We start from the raw sequence: 17,337 nt of genomic DNA on the forward strand, positions 1-17,337 counted from the left end.
GGCCTCGGTCAGATTCGCTTTGACCTCCCGCCGCCGCGGCCTCCCCTCCTACGTGGCCGACGTCTTCAGATGGTCGAGTACGGCCTGCGCCACCTCGTGCTTGGACATCTCGGGCCGTTGGAAGCGCAGGTCGGCCACCTCGGCGAAGGAGGCCGCCCGCCGCTCGTGCAGTTCGGACGCCAGCGCGAGCGGCTCCTTGCCGAAACGCGGCCGGTGGGACCTGGCCTTGATCTTCTCGGCGAGGAACTCGGGCGTGGCGTCCAGCCACACGACCAGGGCCGGCTTCAGCTCGGCCCGGGAGCGCGGGTCGTCGAGCACGCTGGCCGCGGCGGCGATGACCGGCGCGGGCCGTTCGGCGAGCGCCTCCCGCAGGTGGGCTGCCTCCCTGGTGTGGAGCACCTCGGCGCCGTCACCGGCGGCGATCTCGGCGGCCGTGGCGCCGTAGCGCTGTTGGAGGTATTCGTCGCTGTCGCGCACGGGTCTGCCGAGGGCCTCGCCGAGCAGCCGTGACACGCTGGTCTTCCCCGCGCCCATCAGACCGATCACGACGATCGGGATGTCGGCCGTCATGCGCGTCACCTCCTGAGGTTCGTGGAACGGAGTGCCTGTCCCCTGCCCGCGAGGATCGGCTCTAGCCCTCCGCTCCAGCCCTCGGAGCCCTCCGCCGCGTCGGCGTGCTAACCCTCCGCCGCGTCGGCGAGCAGGGCCGCGGCGACGGCGCGGGCCTGCCCGGCCGGGGCGGCCGACCGCTCGCGCAGCGCTGTGACGATCGCGCCGTCCATGAGCATGACGAGCTGCCGGGCGAGCACGGCGGGATCGCGGTGGCCGGCCGCGACGAGCAGGGACTCGACGTAGCCGATCACTCTGCGCTTGTGGCCGGCCGCGACCCGGTGGGCGGGGCTGTCGGGGTCGGCGTTCTCGACCATCGTGTTGATGAAGGCGCACCCGCGGAAGTCGGCGCGGGCGAACCGTTCGGCCAGCGCGTCGAAGACCGCCAGCGGCCCGCCGCCGTGAGCGGCGACCCGCTCGGCCAGCCACTGGCGCCACCGCAGGTCACGGCGTTCGAGCATGGCCACGACGAGGTCGTCCTTGCTCGGGAAGTGCCGGTAGAAGGAGGCGCGGCCGACTTTGGAGACGGTCAGGATCTGCTCCACGCCGACGGCCCGGACGCCTTCGGCGTAGAAGAGCTCCTCGGCGGTGTCCAGCAGGCGTTCACGGGCTCGGGTCGGCATGTGGCGATTCTATCGTTTCTTGACGGAAATGGAACTGATCAGTACCGTTGCTGCAGACGGAACCGATCAGTACCATTTTTGGGGAGACGCCATGCCTCGGCTGCCGCAGTTGACCGACGACCCCGAGGGCCTGCTGGAGGAGACACAACGCCAGCTCGGCCGGGTGCCCAACCTGTACGCCGCGCTGGCCAACGGCCCCGCCGCGCTCCGCGGTTACCTGGCGATGCGCGACGCGCTCACCCGGGGCGTGCTGCGCGCCAGGCTGCGCGAGCAGATCGCCCTGCTGGTCGCCCAGGAGAACCGCTGCACCTACTGCGTCAGCGCGCACACCATGCGGGGCACCCGCATGGGCCTGAGCGAGGAGGAGCTGAAGCTGACCCGCGACGGCCACGACGCCGACCCGCACGCCGACGCGGTCCTGCAGATCACCCGGGAGGTCGTCCAGGCGGGCGGCAGGGTGAGCGACGAGAGCCTGGCGCGCGCCCGGCAGGCCGGCTTGACCGACGCCGAGCTCGCCGAGATCGTCGCCCATGTCGCGCTCAACACCCTGTCGAACTACTTCAACCACCTGGCCCAGCCCGACCTCGACTTCCCCGAGGTGACCGCGTGAACCTCACCTGGCGCACCGCCTCCGTCGAACTCGTCGAGGGCTACCGGATGACCGGCCCCGACGGCGCTCCCACCGGCCGCGTCGAAGAGGCCCGGGTCGCCTTCGAGGGCGGCTTCGCCCACATCGAGGTGCCCGGCGCCGGCCACGTCGACGTCGTCTCCGCCCCCGCGGTCCGACTGATCACCTACCGGCCCGCCTGAGGCGCCCAACGTCCGCCGAGCCCGGCAGTTCTCCCGCCCGCACAGACCGCCATGGGCACACACCTGCGCGAGCGGGAGAACCCTTCCGACCACGCCTCCTTGAAGCCTCCGGTGGTGCCGTTCAGCGACCGGGGGAGGGGATCACCGGTATGACGGCGGTGGTCAGCCGCCGGGCCGCCACTGTTGCGTGGGCCACGTCTCCTGCCGCCAGGCGCTGTCCCAGAACATCCACTCGTACTCCGTGGCCTGGACGAACGCCTCGGTCATGGCCGCGCGGGTCTCGTCGTCCGCCCCGGCCGCCAGCCGGTCGGCGATCTCCTTGGCCCGCTCGACCGACTTGGCGAAATCCGGATCGGCGTAGGTGGAGATCCATGCGTGGTAGGGGTGGCCGGTGACGTCGCCGACCTGCTTCACCAGCGCCGCTCCCACGTCCTGGTAGACCCAGAAACACGGCAGAACGGCGGCGACGAGCACCGGGTACGGCGCGGCCAGCGCGACGGCCTGGAGGAAGGAGGAGTAGCCGAGACAGGTGGGTGAGGTACGGATGCCCGAGAGGTCGGCGGCGCTCAGACCGTACTCCTCGAGGTAACCCTCGTGCAGGGTCCGCTCGGCGGCCAGCGCGGCGTGCGCGCTGCTCGACCAGAACGCGGCCTCCTCGGGGTCGCCGGCCCGCACCGAGGCGGTGGCGAGCGCCTTGGAGAACGCCTCGAGGTATCTGGCGTCCTGCACGATGTAGAAGGCGAAGCGCCGGCGGTCGAGTGTGCCCTCGCCGAGCGCGGCGTTGAAGGGGTGCTCGTGGATGGCCCGTAGCAGTGCGGTGGAGCGTGCCCAGACGTCGTCGCAGAACATGACGTCCCTTCGCTAGTTCGAACTAGATCAGGTTCGACGGGTGTGATCTCAGCCCCGGACCTGCCGGGGCACCCCGCGTCGCGAGTAGGGTAACAGCTCGTCGGGCTCCATCCCCTGCCGCCCGCCGCCGACCGCCATGGATCAGAGGGCACGCCTGTCACGGCCCCCGGCCGCACCACCCGCTACCGGCCGGTCAGCCGGATCCTCGGCGCGGAGGCGTACGGCCAGGCGTCCTTCCGCGGGGAGACGATCACGGCCTCGACGCCGAGCTCGACGGCGCCGTCGGCGAGATGTTCGACCGGCCCGGAGTCGTTGTTCGGCATGCCGTAGAAGAGCGGCGCCGCCGCGGCGAAGCCGACCGCGCCCGGCGGGAAGGGGCCGTCCCACCGGCCCCGCCGGGTCCACCGGGAGGGACGAGCGGAGATCCCGGGGGCGCCCCGCGCTCCGTGTCGGCTCTTGACAAGAGGGGCTCGCGGGTTCACGTTGTTGCGTATAGCGCTGGCCGTTCCGTTTTGCGAAACCAGGCTGGTCGCGATGGTCCCTGCGCGCTCTCTCGCCGCCCTCCCCGGGGGTGAGGCCCGCCGGCTCGGCATCGGACGGCCCGTCGCCAGAAGGAGGCATCGTGACCGCGAGCAGCCCGCCCCCCAGCCTGATCGCCACCCTGCCCGGCGGTCACTACACCGACGAGCGCGTCTTCGCCCTGGAACAGGAGCGCATCTTCGAGTCGATGTGGTTCTGCGCGGTCCGCGCCGCCGACCTGGGCAGGCCCGGCGCCTTCAGGACGGTCCAGGTGGGGCGGGAGAGCGTCCTGGTCACCCGGGCCCGGGACGGCTCCGTCCGCGCCTTCCTCAACGTCTGCCGCCACCGGGGCGCCCGGCTCCGCACCGAGGAGTCCGGCGAGGTGCGGCGGACCTTCCGGTGCCCCTACCACGCCTGGACCTATGACCTCGAAGGCCGGCTGGTCGCCGCCCCGAACCTCGCCGCGATGCCCGACCTCGACCGGGCCGCCTACGGGCTGGTCGGCGTCCACGTGCGGGAGTGGCTCGGCTACGTGTGGCTCTGCCTGGCCGACGATCCACCGCCGTTCGAGGCGGACGTGGTCGGCGCGGTGGTCACCCGGCTGGGCGAGGAGGGGTTGATCGAGAACTACGGCGTCGGCGACCTGGAGGTGGGCCGCAGGATCGTCTACGACGTGAAGGCGAACTGGAAGCTCCTCGTGGAGAACTTCATGGAGTGCTACCACTGCGCCGCCATCCATCCCGAACTCGTCGGGGTGCTCCCGGAGTTCGCCGGCGGCTACGCGGCGCAGTCCTTCGTGGGGCACGGCGCGCGCTTCGGCGCGGACGTCCGGGGCTTCACGGTCGACGGGTCCCAGGGCGTGGACCGGATCCCGGGCGTGAGCGAGGACCAGGACCGCCGCTACTACGCGATCACCATCAGGCCGCAGGTGTTCGTCAACCTGGTGCCCGACCACGTGATCGTCCACCGGATGTTCCCCCTGGCGGCCGGGCGGACGGTCGTCGAGTGCGACTGGCTCTTCCACCGCGACGTCGTCGAGCGGGGCGCGGACCTGGGGCCGTCCGTCGAGCTCTTCCACCGGGTCAACGTCCAGGACTTTGCGGCCTGCGAGCGGTGCCAGCCGGCGATGGGCTCCCGCGCCTACGCCCGCGGCGGGGTGCTGGTGCCCAGCGAGCACCACATCCGGGCCTTCCACGACTGGGTCCTCGCCCGGCTGGGACCGGCGTCGGCGTAGATTGGGGGGCCGGCCGGCCCGGCCGGGGCACCAGGAAGAGCACCGGGAAGCCGGGGCACCGGGAAGAAGGGAGCGCCGGGATGGCCAGGAAGGCCCCGCGCGAGGACGTCACCGAGGAGGGCCTGGAGGTCGGCCCGCCCAAGCAGTGGGCGGCGGGCATGCCGGGAGTGGCCCGGTCGTTGCTGACGTCCTACGCCCAGATGGGCGCCGGCCGCACGCTCCTGACCCTGGCCCAGGTCAACCAGAAGGACGGCTTCGACTGCCCGGGCTGCGCGTGGCCCGAGGGGGAGCACCGCAGCCCGGCGGAGTTCTGCGAGAACGGCGCCAAGGCGGTGGCCGAGGAGGCCACCACCCGCAGGGTCACCCGCGACTTCTTCGCCGCGCACACCGTGGCGGAGCTGGCCGGGCGCACCGACTACTGGCTGGGCCAGCAGGGACGGCTCACCGAGCCGATGCACAGGCCCGCCGGGTCCGACCACTACGTGCCGGTGACGTGGGAGGAGGCGTTCGCCATCGTCACCCGGGAGCTGCGCGCCCTCGGCGGCCCGGACGAGGCGGTGTTCTACACCTCCGGCCGCACCTCCAACGAGGCCGCGTTCGCCTACCAGCTCCTGGTGCGCCGCTTCGGCACCAACAACCTGCCCGACTGCTCCAACATGTGCCACGAGTCCAGCGGCTCGGCGCTCAACCAGACGCTGGGCATCGGCAAGGGCACGGTGTCGCTGGAGGACCTGCACCACGCCGACCTCGTCTTCGTCGTCGGCCAGAACCCCGGCACCAACCATCCGCGCATGCTGTCGGCGCTGGAGCGGGCCAAGCGGAACGGGGCGCGGATCATCGCGGTCAACCCGCTGCCCGAGGCGGGCCTGCTCCGCTTCAAGAACCCGCAGCGGCCCTCCGGGGTGCTGGGGCGCGGCACGACGCTGGCCGACCGCTTCCTGCAGATCCGGCTCAACGGCGACCTCGCGCTCTTCCAGGGGCTGTCGCGGCTGCTGCTGGAGGCCGAGGACGCCGCCCCCGGCTCGGTGGTCGACCGCGAGTTCGTCGAGGAGCACACCCACGGCTTCGACGGCTGGGCCAAGAGCGTCCGCGACCTCGACTGGGCGGAGGTGGAGGAGGCGACCGGGCTGGACCGCCCGGCCATCGAGGAGACCGCGCGGGAGGTGCTCGGGGCGCGGTCGGTGATCGTGTGCTGGGCGATGGGGCTCACCCAGCACAAGAACTCCGTCGCCACCATCCGGGAGGTGGTCAACTTCCTGCTGCTGCGCGGGAACGTGGGGCGGCCGGGCGCCGGGGTCTGCCCGGTGCGCGGGCACTCCAACGTCCAGGGCGACCGCACCATGGGCATCAACGAGAAGCCGCCGCGGCCCTTCCTCGACGCCCTGCGCGAGGAGTTCGGCTTCGAGCCGCCCCGCCACCACGGCCTGGACACCGTGGAGGCGATCAGGGCGCTGCGGTCGGGACAGGCCAAGGTGTTCTTCGCGATGGGCGGCAACTTCGTGGCGGCGACCCCCGACACGGCGGTGACGGAGGCGGCGATGCGCCGCGCCCGGCTCACCGTGCAGGTCTCGACGAAGCTGAACCGCTCCCACGCCGTCTGCGGCGAGCAGGCGCTCATCCTGCCGGCACTGGGGCGCACCGAGCGCGACGGCGACCGGTTCGTCACGGTCGAAGACTCCATGGGCCTGGTGCACGCCTCCCGGGGCCGGCTCCGGCCGGCCTCGGCGGAGCTGCTGCCCGAGGTGGCGATCGTCTGCCGGCTGGCACGGGAGCTCTTCGGCGCCGACCCCCACGTGCCCTGGGCGGAGTTCGAGACCGACTACGACGCGATCCGCGAGCGCATCGCGCGGGTGGTGCCCGGGTTCGGCGACTTCAACGCCCGCGTCCGCGCCCCCGGCGGCTTCGCCCTGCCCAACGCGCCGCGCGACGAGCGGCGCTTCCCGACCGAGACCGGCCGGGCCAACTTCACCGTCAACGCCCTGGAGGTGCTGCGCGTCCCGGCGGGGCGGCTGCTGCTGCAGACGGTCCGCAGCCACGACCAGTACAACACCACGATCTACGGCATGGACGACCGCTACCGCGGCGTGCGCGGCGGCCGCCGCGTCGTCTTCGTCCACCCCGACGACCTGGCCGAGCGGGACCTGGCCGACGGCGACATGGTGGACCTGGTCGGCGAGTGGCCCGACGGGGAGCGCCGGGCCGAGGGGTTCCGCGCCGTCGCCTACCCCACCGCGCGGGGCTGCTGCGCGGCCTACTTCCCCGAGACCAACGTGCTCGTCCCGCTGGACTCGGTCGCGGAGACCTCCAACACCCCCACTTCCAAGAGCGTCGTGGTCAGGATCGAGCGGCGTAGCCCAGCCGGCGGCTGATGTCCTCGGCCCCCGCGGTCAGCACCGGGGCGAGCCCGTGCATCCGCTCCTGGCTGAGGCGGTAGGCGGGGCCGGAGGCGCTGACCGCGGCGACGATCTCGCCGTCGTGGGACCGGACAGGAGCGGCGATGGCGTTCAGCCCGATCTCCAGCTCCTCGACGGTGACCGCGTAACCCCTGCGCAGGGTCTCCTCCAGCTGCTCCTCCAGCACGGCGGCCGAGGTGATCGTGGCGGGCGTGTAGCTCTCCAGCCCGGCGGCGGCGATGAGCCGGGCCCGGTGGCGGCCGTCGAGGTGGGCCAGCAGGACCTTCCCGCTCGACGTGGCGTGCAGGGGGGTGAGCTGCCCGACCCAGTTCTGCGTGGTGACCGCCGACGGCCCGCGCACCTGGTCCAGGTTGACCGCGTAGTGGGAGCGGAGCACGGCGAGGTTCACCGTCTCGCCGATCTCCTCGGCCAGGCGGCGGCAGACGGGACGGCTCTGCTGGGTGAGGTCCAGCCGGGCGGCCACGCCGCCCGCCAGGCGGATGATCCCGAAGCTGAGGCGGTATTTGCCGCGGTCCTCGGCCTGCTCGACCAGGCCGCGGGTCTCCAGCGCCCCGAGCAGCCGGAAGGCGGTCGACTTGTGGACGCCGATCTCCCCGGCGACCTCGCTGACCCCCGCCTCCCGGCGCCGGGAGAGGATCTCCAGGATGCTGATGGCCCGGTCGACCGACTGCACCCCGCCGCCGTCGGCCCGGTCACCGGAGGAATCGTTGCCCATAGCGGGACTGTAGGCGCTGCGCGGAACGCGCGTCCAACGCGTCCGGCGGAATTGGTTGCGTATAGTGCGACTTATTGCGCTATTCACTACGATCTCTGCTATCACCCCTGCTGTGAGCGAGACGAGGCAGACATGTACGACTTCGTCATCGTTGGGGGCGGATCGGCCGGGAGCGCGCTGGCGAACCGGCTGTCCGCCGACCCCGCCAACCGAGTGCTGGTGCTGGAGGCCGGCCGCCCGGACTCCCTCTGGGACGTGTTCATCCACATGCCCGCCGCGCTGACCTTCCCCATCGGCAGCCGCTTCTACGACTGGAAGTACGAGTCCGAGCCCGAGCCGCACATGAACGGCCGCCGGATCTACCACGCCCGGGGCAAGGTGCTGGGCGGCTCCAGCAGCATCAACGGGATGATCTTCCAGCGGGGCAACCCCCTGGACTACGAGCGCTGGGGGGCCGACCCGGGCATGGGGACCTGGGACTTCGCGCACTGCCTGCCGTACTTCAAGCGCATGGAGAACTGCCTGGCCGCCGATCCGGACGACCCCCTGCGCGGGCACGACGGGCCGCTGGTGCTCGAACGCGGGCCGGTGCGCAACCCGCTGTTCACGGCCTTCTTCGAGGCGGTGCAGCAGGCCGGCCATCGGCTGACCGACGACGTCAACGGATACCGGCAGGAGGGGTTCGCCCGCTTCGACCGCACCATCCACCGGGGGCGCCGGCTGTCGGCCGCCCGCGCCTACCTGCACCCCGTCAAACGGCGTCCCAACCTGGAGATCAGGACGCGGGCCTTCGTCACGAGGATCCTGTTCGAGGGCGGGCGCGCCGTCGGCGTGGAGTGCGACGGCCGGACGGTCCGGGCGGGCGAGGTCATCCTCTGCGGCGGCGCGATCAACTCGCCGCAGCTGCTCCAGCTCTCCGGCGTCGGCGCCGCCGCGGAGCTGGGCGCGCTCGGTGTCGAGGTCGTGCACGACCTGCCCGGCGTGGGGGAGAACCTCCAGGACCACCTGGAGGTCTACATCCAGTACGGCTGCAGGCGGCCGGTGTCGATGCAGCCCGCGCTGAAGTGGCGCAACCGGCCGTGGATCGGCGCACAGTGGCTGTTTCTGCGCAGCGGCCCCGGGGCGACCAACCACTTCGAGGCGGGCGGCTTCGCCCGCGGCAACGACGACGTCGCCTACCCCAACCTGATGTTCCACTTCCTGCCGGTCGCGGTCCGCTACGACGGCTCCGCGCCGGTGGGCGGGCACGGTTACCAGGTGCACATCGGGCCGATGTACTCCGACGCGCGCGGCTCGGTGAAGATCAGGGGCACCGATCCCCGGGTCCATCCGGCGCTGCGGTTCAACTACCTGTCCACCGCGCAGGACCGGCGCGAATGGGTGCAGGCCGTCCGCATCGCCCGCGACATCCTGACCCGGCCCGCCATGGACGACTTCAACGCGGGGGAGCTGTCGCCCGGGCCGGAGGTCCAGACGGACCAGGAGATCCTGGACTGGGTCGCCCGGGACGGCGAGACCGCGCTGCACCCCTCGTGCACCGCGCGGATGGGCACCGACCCCCTCTCCGTCGTCGACCCGCTGTCCATGCGGGTCCACGGCCTCCAGGGGCTCCGCGTCGTGGACGCCTCGGTCATGCCCTACGTGACCAACGGCAACATCTACGCGCCGGTCATGATGGTGGCGGAGAAGGCGGCCGACCTGATCCTGGGCAACACCCCGCTCGCGGCCGAGCACGCCGCCTTCTACCGGCACCGGGAGGGTCCGGCCCGCTGACCCGTACGGTCGGCCCGGCCCGCTGACCCGTACGGCCCGCCCGGCCCGGCCCGCGCCTCCTGCGCCGCCTGGCCCGCACCGCCGGGGGCGCCGGGGTCACCGCCCGCGCCGCGGAGGCCGCCCGCCCGTTCCTTGACAGTCCTGCCACCCCGGGAGAATCTGTTGCGGGAGGCGCTCCATGTTCTGGATCGCGCAACGGCGGAGGTGGGCATGGCAGGCCGGCGCGTCGTCGTCATCGGAGCCGGAGTCGTCGGGGCGGCCCTCGCCGACGAGCTGTCGGCGAGGGGCTGGAGCGACATCACCGTCGTCGACCAGGGCACCGTGCCGGTCACCGGCGGATCGTCGTCCCACGCGCCCGGGCTGGTCTTCCAGACCAACCCCGCCAAGACCATGACGGAGCTGGCCCGCCACACGGTCGGCAAGCTCGGCGCGCTCGGCTGCTTCCACCAGGTGGGCGGCCTGGAGGTGGCCACCACACCCGAAAGGCTCGCCGAGCTGCGCCGCCGCCACGGCTGGGCCACCGCCTGGGGCGTCGAGGCGCACCTGCTCACCCCCGGGGAGTGCGTGGCACGGCACCGCCTGCTCGATCCCGGCAAGGTGCTGGGCGGGCTCTTCGTGCCCACCGACGGCCTGGCCGACGCCGTGCGCGCGGTCGAGGTCCAGCTCCGGCTGGCGCGGGAGCGGGGCGTGCGCGTGCTGGAACGGCACGAGGTGCTGGAGATCCGCGTCGAGGACGACCGGGTCGCCGCCGTCGTCACCGACCGGGGTGAGATCCCGGCGGACCTCGTCGTGTGCTGCGCGGGCATCTGGGGTCCGAAGATCGCCGGCATGGTCGGGATGGCCCTGCCGCTGACGCCGCTGGCGCACCAGCTCGCCTGGACCGGCCCCGTCCCCGCGCTGAGCGGGCGGACCGGGGAGGCCGTCTGGCCGATCCTGCGCCACCAGGACGCCGACCTCTACTACCGGGAGCGGGCCGGCCGGCTGGGCATCGGCTACTACGGCCACCGCCCGATGCCGGTCGAGCCCGGAGAGATCCTCCCGCCCGGAGCGGCGGAGGGGATGCCGTCGGTGCTGCCGTTCACCGCCGGCGACTTCGCCCCCGCCTGGGCCGAGACCCGGTCGCTGCTGCCCGCGACCCGGGAGGCGGAGATCGAGGAGGGCATCAACGGCCTGTTCTCCTTCACCACCGACAACATGCCGTTGCTCGGAGAGTCAGCCCAGGTCAAGGGCTTCTGGGTGGCCGAGGCCGTGTGGGTGACGCATTCGGCGGGCGTGGCCCGGGCCATGGCCGAGTGGCTGATCGACGGCCGCTGCTCCTCCTTCGACCTGCACGAGTGCGACGTCAACCGCTTCGAGCCGCACCAGCTCGCCCCGGAGTACGTGCTCACCCGCGGCTGCCAGAACTTCGCCGAGGTCTACGACATCATCCACCCGCTGCAGCCGCCGGAGAACCTGCGCCCGCTCCGCACCAGCCCCTTCCACCCGCGCCAGCGGGAGCTGGCGGCGCACTTCCTGGAGGCCGGCGGCTGGGAACGCCCCCAGTGGTACGGCGCCAACGCGCCCCTGCTCGCCGGCCGGGACATCCCCGGGCGGGACGGGTGGGCCGCCCGCCACTGGTCGCCGATCGTCGGCGCCGAGGCCCAGGTCTCGCGGGAGTCCGTCGCGCTGTACGACATGAGCGCGCTCAAGCGGATCGAGGTCGCCGGCCGCGGGGCCGCCGCCTTCCTACGGCGGATCTCGACGGGCGACGTCGGCAGGCCCGTCGGCTCGGTGGTCTACTGCCTGCTGCTGGACGAGGGCGGCGGCATCCGCGGCGACATCACCGTCGCCCGGCTCGGCCGGGACCTGTTCCAGGTCGGCGCCAACGGCAACCTCGACCTCGACTGGCTCCACCGCCACCTCCCGGCCGACGGATCGGTCACCGTCCGCGACATCACGGCCGGGACCTGTTGCGTCGGGGTCTGGGGCCCCCGCGCCCGCGACCTCGTGGCGCCGCTGGCCGGCCCCGCCTTCTCCCGCGACGGCTTCGGCTACTTCCGGTGCGGGCGCGGCCACGTCGGCACGGTGCCCGTCACCGCGCTCCGGCTGTCCTACATCGGAGAGCTCGGCTGGGAGCTCTACACGACGGCCGACATGGGCGCCAAGCTCTGGGACACCCTCTGGGAGGCGGGAGGGCGCCACGGGGCCATCGCGGGCGGCCGCGGAGCCTTCGACAGCCTGCGGCTGGAGAAGGGCTACCGTTCCTTCGGCACCGACATGACCCACGAGCACGATCCCTACGAGGCGGGCCTGGGCTCCGCCGTGCGCAGGGCCGGCCCGGACGACTTCATCGGCCGCGCGGCCCTGGCCGAGCGCCGCGTCTCGGTGCGGCGCCGGCTGACCTGCCTGACGACCGGCGCTCCCGCCGACGTCGTCATGGGCAAGGAGCCCGTCTACGACGGTGACCGCTGCGTCGGATACGTCACCAGCGCCGCCTACGGCTACACGGTCGGCAGGGGCATCGCCTACGCCTGGCTGCCGGCCGCGCTCTCCACCCCCGGGCGGGTGCTCCACATCGGCTACTTCGACCGGCGGATCGCCGCCGTCGTCGCCGAGGAACCGCTCTACGACCCGGAGATGAAACGCCTGCGCGGCTAGCGCCGCGGCCGGACCGAGGAAGGGAACACGGTGAGCACCGAGCAGCCGGGCGCAGTCCCGCCCGAGCACCCCGACCGGCTGTGGGACAGCCCCGAGCCGCGCGGCTCCTACGACGTGGTGATCGTCGGCGGGGGCGGCCACGCCCTGGCCACCGCCTACTACCTGGCCAGGGACCACGGGATCACCGACGTGGCCGTGCTGGAGAAGGGCTGGCTGGCGGGCGGCAACATGGCCCGCAACACCACGATCATCCGCTCCAACTATCTCCTGGAGGAGAGCGCGGGCATCTACGAGCACTCGCTGAAGCTGTGGGAGGGGCTGGAGGAGGATCTGGGCTACCCGATCCTGTTCAGCCAGCGCGGGGTGCTCAACCTCGCCCACAGCCTCCAGGACGTCCGGGACGGCGTGCGCCGGGTCAACGCCAACCGGCTCAACGGCGTCGACGCCGAGTGGCTCGGCCCCGAGGAGGTCAAGGAGGTCTGCCCGATCGTCGAGGTCTCCCCGGACGCGCGCCACCCGGTGCTGGGGGCGACCTACCAGCCGCGGGCCGGCATCGCCAGGCACGACCACGTCGCCTGGGGCTTCGCCCGCGCCGCCGCCGCGCTGGGCGTCCACCTGATCGAGCACTGCGAGGTCACCGGGATCGAGGTCGCCGGCGGGCGGGCGCGGGCCGTACGGACCACCCGGGGGCGCATCGCGGCGGACCGGGTCGCGCTGTGCGCGGCCGGTCACTCCTCCGTCGTGGCCCGGACGGCGGGGCTGGCGCTGCCGCTGCAGAGCCACGCGCTGCAGGCGCTGGTCTCGGACCTGCTGGAGCCCGTGCACCCCACCGTGGTCATGTCCAACGCCGTGCACGTCTACGTCAGCCAGGCCCACAAGGGCGAACTGGTCATGGGCGCGGGCGTCGACGCCTGCAACTCCTACCGCCAGCGCGGCGCATTCCACGTCATCGAGCGGCAGATGGCGGCGGCGCTGGAGCTGTTCCCCGTCTTCGCGCGGGCCCACGTGCTGCGGACCTGGGCCGGGGTGGTGGACGTCAGCCCCGACGCCTCGCCGGTCGTCGGGCTCACCCCGGTGGACGGGCTGTACGTCAACTGCGGCTGGGGCACCGGCGGGTTCAAGGCCACGCCGGGGGCGGGCTGGTGCTACGCGCACACGATCGCCCACGGCGAGCCGCACCCGCTCAACGCCCCCTTCTCCCTCGAACGCTTCACCACCGGCGCGCTCGTGGACGAGCACGGCGCCGCCGCGGTGGCCCACTAGAAGGAGCCCGACCGATGCTGCTGATCCCCTGCCCGTGGTGCGGGCCACGCGACGAGACCGAGTTCCACTACGGCGGGCAGGCGCACGTCGCCTACCCCGGCGACCCCGCCGCGCTCTCCGACGACGAGTGGGCCCGCTACCTGTTCTTCCGCGACAACCCCCGAGGGCCCTTCGCCGAACGGTGGAGCCACGCGGCCGGCTGCCGCCGCTGGTTCAACGCGGTCAGGGACACGGCCAGCGGCGAGATCCACGCCGTCTACCGTCCGGGCGAGCCACGGCCGGTGACCCCGTGACCTCCCAGCCGTTCCGCAGGCGGGACCACCGGGGCGGCGAGACGCTGCGTTTCCGCTTCGACGGCCGGGACCTCGAAGGGCGCCGCGGCGACACGCTCGCCTCCGCCCTGCTGGCCAACGGCGTCCGCACGGTGGCCAGGAGCGCGCGGCTGGGCCGTCCCCGCGGCGTCTTCGCCGCCTGGACCGAGGAGCCCGGCGCGATCGTCCAGATCGAGCACCCCTTCCCCGAGCCGATGCTGCAGGCCACCACCGTCGAGCTGTACGACGGGCTGGTCGCCCGCGGCCTGCCGGGCAGGGGCCGCCTGGCCGCCGGCCCCGACCCGGCGCGCTACGACGGCGTGTACGCCCACTGCGACGTCCTGGTGGTCGGGGCCGGGCCCGCCGGGCTCTCGGCCGCGCTGGCCGCCGCGGACTCGGGCGCCCGGGTCGTCCTGGCCGACGACCGGCCCACGGCCGGCGGCAGCCTGCCCGACACCGCCGAGACCGTCGACGGCGTCCCCGGGGCGCGGTGGGTCGCCGCCGCGCTGGCCGGGCTGGCGGCCCGGCCCGAGGTGCGCGTGCTGGGACGGACCAGCGTGTTCGGCTACTACGACGACAACTACCTGGTCGCCGTGGAGCGCAGGGGAGAGCGGGCCTCCTCCCGCGAGCGCCTCTGGCGCATCCGGGCCCGCCACGTCGTGCTGGCCACCGGCGCGCACGAGCGGCCGATCGCCTTCGCCGGCAACGACCGGCCGGGGGTGATGCTCGCCGGAGCCGCGCGCGCCTACGTCAACCGGTACGGGGTCCTGCCGGGCCGCCGCGCGGTGGTCTTCACCGCCGGTGACAGCGCCTACGCCGCGGCCCGCGACTTGGCGGCCGCCGGCGTCGAGATCGCGGCCGTCGTGGACGCCCGGCGGCACGCGCCGCCGGGCGGCCGGCCGTGGCAGGGCGCCGAGGTGCTGGCCGGGCACCTGGTCACCGGGGTGGGCGGCCACGACGGCGTCCGCTCGGTGACCGTCTCCGGCGGTCCCTTCCCCGATCCCGGCGGGCGCCCCTCCGGCGATCCTCCCGGTCCCCACCCCGGCGGCCTCCCCGGGAGCCGGGAGATCGAGGCGGACCTGCTGCTGGTCTCGGGCGGCTGGAACCCCGTGCTCCACCTGTTCGGCCAGGCGGGCGGGGAGCTCCGCTACGACGGGGCACTCGGCTCCTACGTCCCCGGCGCCGCCCGCCAGGCGGTGGAGGTCGCCGGGGCGGTCAGGGGGATCGGCACGACGGCACGCTGCGTCGAGGACGGGGCCGGGGCCGGGGCCCGGGCGGCCGAGGCGGCCGGGTTCCGCGCGGGCCGCCGCAGGCCCCCACCCCGCACCGAGGACGTCCCGGCGCCCCCCGCCGAGCACGTGTGGCTCGTCCCCGCCGACGACTACCGGACCCACTTCGTCGACCTGCAGCGGGAGGTGACCGTCGCCGACGTCATGCGCGCGACCGGGGCGGGGCTCCGCTCGCTCGAGCACGTCAAGCGCTACACCACCGCCGGGACCGCCCACGACCAGGGCAAGACCTCGGGGGTGCTGACCGGCGGGGTCGTCGCCCACGTCCTCGGGGTCGAGGTGGGCGCGCTCGGCACCACCACCTTCCGTCCGCCGTACACGCCGGTCAGCTTCGCCGCCCTCGCCGGGCGCGACAGGGGAGCGCTGCACGACCCCGTCCGGGTCACCCCGCTGCACGGATGGCACGTGGCGCGCGGGGCGGTGTTCGAGAACGTCGGCCAGTGGAAACGGCCCCGCTACTACCCCCGCCCGGGCGAGGACATGGAGGCCGCGGTCCTGCGGGAGTGCGCGGCCGTACGGCGGGGCGCCGGGGCGATGGACGCCTCCACGCTGGGCAAGATCGACGTCCAGGGGCCGGACGCCGCCGAGCTGCTCGACCGCCTCTACGTCAACATGATGAGCACGCTCAAGGTCGGCTCGATCCGCTACGGCGTGATGTGCCGCGCCGACGGGACGGTCTTCGACGACGGGACGGTGATCCGCCTGGCGGAGGACCGGTTCCTGGTGACCACGACCACGGGCAACGCCGCCGCAGTCCTGGACTGGATGGAGGAGTGGCTGCAGACCGAATGGCCGTCCCTGAGGGTCTACTGCACCTCCGTCACCGAGCAGTGGGCGACGGTGGCGCTGGCGGGGCCCGGCGCGCGGGACGTGCTGGCCGGGCTCGCCCCCGGCCTGGCCGTGGACAGGGCGGCCTTCCCGTTCATGACCTGGCGGGAGGGCCGGGTGGCGGGCGTCGCGGCGAGGGTGTGCCGGATCAGCTTCTCCGGCGAGCTGGCCTACGAGATCAACGTCGGCGCCTGGGACGGGCCCGCGCTGTGGGAGGCGGTCCAGGGGAGCGGTGCCGTCACCCCGTACGGGACCGAGGCCATGCACGTGCTCCGGGCGGAGAAGGGCTACCCCATCGTCGGCCAGGACACCGACGGCACGGTCACCCCCGCCGACCTCGGCATGGAGCGGCTGATGTCGAGGCGGAGGTCCGACTACGTCGGCAGGCGCTCGCACGCCCGCGCCGGCGACCTCAGGCCCGACCGCAAGCACCTGGTCGGGCTCCTGCCGGTGGACCCGCGCCTGCTGCTGCCCGAGGGCGCCCACCTGGTGGCCGCCGACCGGCTGCCCGAGCCGCCCGTCCCGACGCTCGGCCACGTCACCTCCAGCTACCGCAGCGCGGCGCTCGGCCGGACCTTCGCGCTCGCCCTCGTCAGCGGCGGGCGCCGGCGCGCCGGCGAGCGGCTCCACGTGCCCGTCGGGACCGGGCTGGTCCCCGTCACCGTCACCCACCACGTCCTCTACGACCCCGAGGGAGCGCGCCGCGATGGCTGAGCGACCGGGCCCGCCGCCCCGCTTCGAGCCGGTGCGGGAGGAGTGCCTGCGCATCGCGGAGCTGCCGTTCCTCACCCGGATCAACCTGCGGGCGGACCCCGGGAGCCGGGCCGCCGGCGACATCGGGGCGGCCCTCGGCGCGCCGCTCCCCACCGAGCCGGGCACATACGTGACCTCCGGCGTCGACGTGCTGTGGCTCGGCCCCGACGAGTGGCTCGTCGTCGGCGAGCCCGGCGCGGAGCGCGACCTGCCGGCCCGCCTGCGGGCCGCGGCCGGGACCGGGCACGTCGCGGTCACCGACGTCTCGGCGCAGTGGACCACGCTGGTCCTGGCCGGCCCGAGGGCACGTGACGTGCTGGCCCACGGCTGCTCCCTCGACCTGCACCCGCGGCTGTTCGGCCCCGGCCGGTGCGCCCAGACCATGCTGGCCCGCGCCCAGGTCCTGCTCGCCGCCCACGGCGGCGAGCAGTTCCGGGTGTCCGTGCGGCCGTCGTACGCCGGCTATCTCGCCGACTGGCTGCTCGACGCCGCCGCCGAACACCTCACCGGACGGCCGGGCTGACCGCCCGGATCCGCCGGCGCCGGGCGGGACCTGCCCGGGCCGCGCCGCGCATGCGGCGGCCCGCCCGCCGGCCGGGTGGCCGGTGGGCGGGCGGGGTGCCCCGGACCGGGCGGGACGGCCGGCTCAGGCGTGCTCAGCCGGCCGGCCGCTCGGCCGTCGGCACCGGTGTTCGGCCCGGTTGATCCCG

Annotated in this window: 15 protein-coding genes and 1 riboswitch; of the genes, 10 read left to right on the plus strand and 5 right to left on the minus strand. The window is 73.9% G+C overall.

Annotated elements, in window-relative coordinates:
* Positions 1 to 48: 48 nt before the first annotated feature.
* Both ACZ6R6_RS29000 and ACZ6R6_RS29005 read right to left on the minus strand, forming a co-directional pair.
* A complete protein-coding gene (locus ACZ6R6_RS29000) occupies positions 49 to 570 on the minus strand; it encodes a shikimate kinase (protein WP_470098538.1) in 522 nt (173 codons plus the stop codon).
* A 107-nt stretch (positions 571 to 677) separates the two neighbouring features.
* A complete protein-coding gene (locus ACZ6R6_RS29005) occupies positions 678 to 1,232 on the minus strand; it encodes a TetR/AcrR family transcriptional regulator (RefSeq protein WP_470098540.1) in 555 nt (184 codons plus the stop codon).
* Positions 1,233 to 1,323: 91 nt separating this feature from the next.
* Here ACZ6R6_RS29005 and ACZ6R6_RS29010 point away from each other — a divergent pair, with 91 nt between their 5' ends.
* Complete coding sequence (locus ACZ6R6_RS29010) at positions 1,324 to 1,842, plus strand: carboxymuconolactone decarboxylase family protein (protein WP_470098542.1); 519 nt, start codon at positions 1,324 to 1,326, stop codon at positions 1,840 to 1,842.
* Entirely contained in the window at positions 1,839 to 2,042 is a 204-nt protein-coding gene (locus ACZ6R6_RS29015; RefSeq protein WP_470098544.1) for a hypothetical protein, read from the plus strand. The genes ACZ6R6_RS29010 and ACZ6R6_RS29015 overlap by 4 nt, the downstream gene beginning before the upstream one ends.
* A gap of 162 nt (positions 2,043 to 2,204) precedes the next feature.
* Here the strand turns inward: ACZ6R6_RS29015 and ACZ6R6_RS29020 are convergent, their stop codons facing one another.
* Both ACZ6R6_RS29020 and ACZ6R6_RS29025 read right to left on the minus strand, forming a co-directional pair.
* Positions 2,205 to 2,891 (minus strand): TenA family protein, encoded by a 687-nt coding sequence (locus ACZ6R6_RS29020; RefSeq protein ID WP_470098546.1) that lies wholly within the window; start codon positions 2,889 to 2,891, stop codon positions 2,205 to 2,207.
* Positions 2,879 to 2,977: riboswitch (TPP riboswitch) on the minus strand. Its footprint overlaps the gene before it by 13 nt.
* A 96-nt stretch (positions 2,978 to 3,073) precedes the next feature.
* A complete protein-coding gene (locus tag ACZ6R6_RS29025; protein ID WP_470098548.1) occupies positions 3,074 to 3,373 on the minus strand; it encodes a hypothetical protein in 300 nt (99 codons plus the stop codon).
* 140 nt (positions 3,374 to 3,513) lie between these two features.
* Between ACZ6R6_RS29025 and ACZ6R6_RS29030 the strand changes: the two genes are divergently transcribed.
* Entirely contained in the window at positions 3,514 to 4,644 is a 1,131-nt protein-coding gene (locus ACZ6R6_RS29030) for an aromatic ring-hydroxylating oxygenase subunit alpha (RefSeq protein ID WP_470098550.1), read from the plus strand.
* A gap of 80 nt (positions 4,645 to 4,724) precedes the next feature.
* Entirely contained in the window at positions 4,725 to 7,013 is a 2,289-nt protein-coding gene (locus ACZ6R6_RS29035; protein ID WP_470098552.1) for an FdhF/YdeP family oxidoreductase, read from the plus strand.
* Here the strand turns inward: ACZ6R6_RS29035 and ACZ6R6_RS29040 are convergent.
* Complete coding sequence (locus tag ACZ6R6_RS29040) at positions 6,979 to 7,773, minus strand: IclR family transcriptional regulator (protein WP_470098554.1); 795 nt, start codon at positions 7,771 to 7,773, stop codon at positions 6,979 to 6,981. The two genes, ACZ6R6_RS29035 and ACZ6R6_RS29040, sit on opposite strands and share 35 nt — an antisense overlap.
* A 132-nt stretch (positions 7,774 to 7,905) precedes the next feature.
* On the opposite strand from ACZ6R6_RS29040, the gene betA reads away from it, so the two are divergent.
* From betA to ACZ6R6_RS29070, 6 genes are all read left to right on the plus strand, one after another.
* On the plus strand, positions 7,906 to 9,546 hold the full coding sequence (betA, locus tag ACZ6R6_RS29045) for a choline dehydrogenase (protein WP_470098555.1): 1,641 nt from the start codon (positions 7,906 to 7,908) through the stop codon (positions 9,544 to 9,546).
* Between the two features lie 210 nt (positions 9,547 to 9,756).
* Positions 9,757 to 12,183, plus strand: coding sequence for a GcvT family protein (locus ACZ6R6_RS29050; protein ID WP_470098557.1), 2,427 nt, complete (start codon positions 9,757 to 9,759; stop codon positions 12,181 to 12,183).
* A gap of 30 nt (positions 12,184 to 12,213) precedes the next feature.
* Positions 12,214 to 13,446 carry a sarcosine oxidase subunit beta family protein gene (locus ACZ6R6_RS29055; protein ID WP_470098559.1) on the plus strand — a complete coding sequence of 411 codons (1,233 nt, stop codon included), beginning with the start codon at positions 12,214 to 12,216 and terminating at the stop codon, positions 13,444 to 13,446.
* A gap of 14 nt (positions 13,447 to 13,460) precedes the next feature.
* Positions 13,461 to 13,739, plus strand: coding sequence for a sarcosine oxidase subunit delta (locus tag ACZ6R6_RS29060; protein ID WP_470098561.1), 279 nt, complete (start codon positions 13,461 to 13,463; stop codon positions 13,737 to 13,739).
* On the plus strand, positions 13,736 to 16,588 hold the full coding sequence (locus tag ACZ6R6_RS29065) for a 2Fe-2S iron-sulfur cluster-binding protein (RefSeq protein WP_470098563.1): 2,853 nt from the start codon (positions 13,736 to 13,738) through the stop codon (positions 16,586 to 16,588). The genes ACZ6R6_RS29060 and ACZ6R6_RS29065 overlap by 4 nt, the downstream gene beginning before the upstream one ends.
* Positions 16,581 to 17,150 carry a sarcosine oxidase subunit gamma gene (locus ACZ6R6_RS29070; protein WP_470098565.1) on the plus strand — a complete coding sequence of 190 codons (570 nt, stop codon included), beginning with the start codon at positions 16,581 to 16,583 and terminating at the stop codon, positions 17,148 to 17,150. Before ACZ6R6_RS29065 ends, ACZ6R6_RS29070 begins: the two co-directional genes overlap by 8 nt.
* Positions 17,151 to 17,337: the final 187 nt, after the last annotated feature.

Source organism: Streptosporangium sp. NPDC048886 (genome assembly GCF_055586905.1).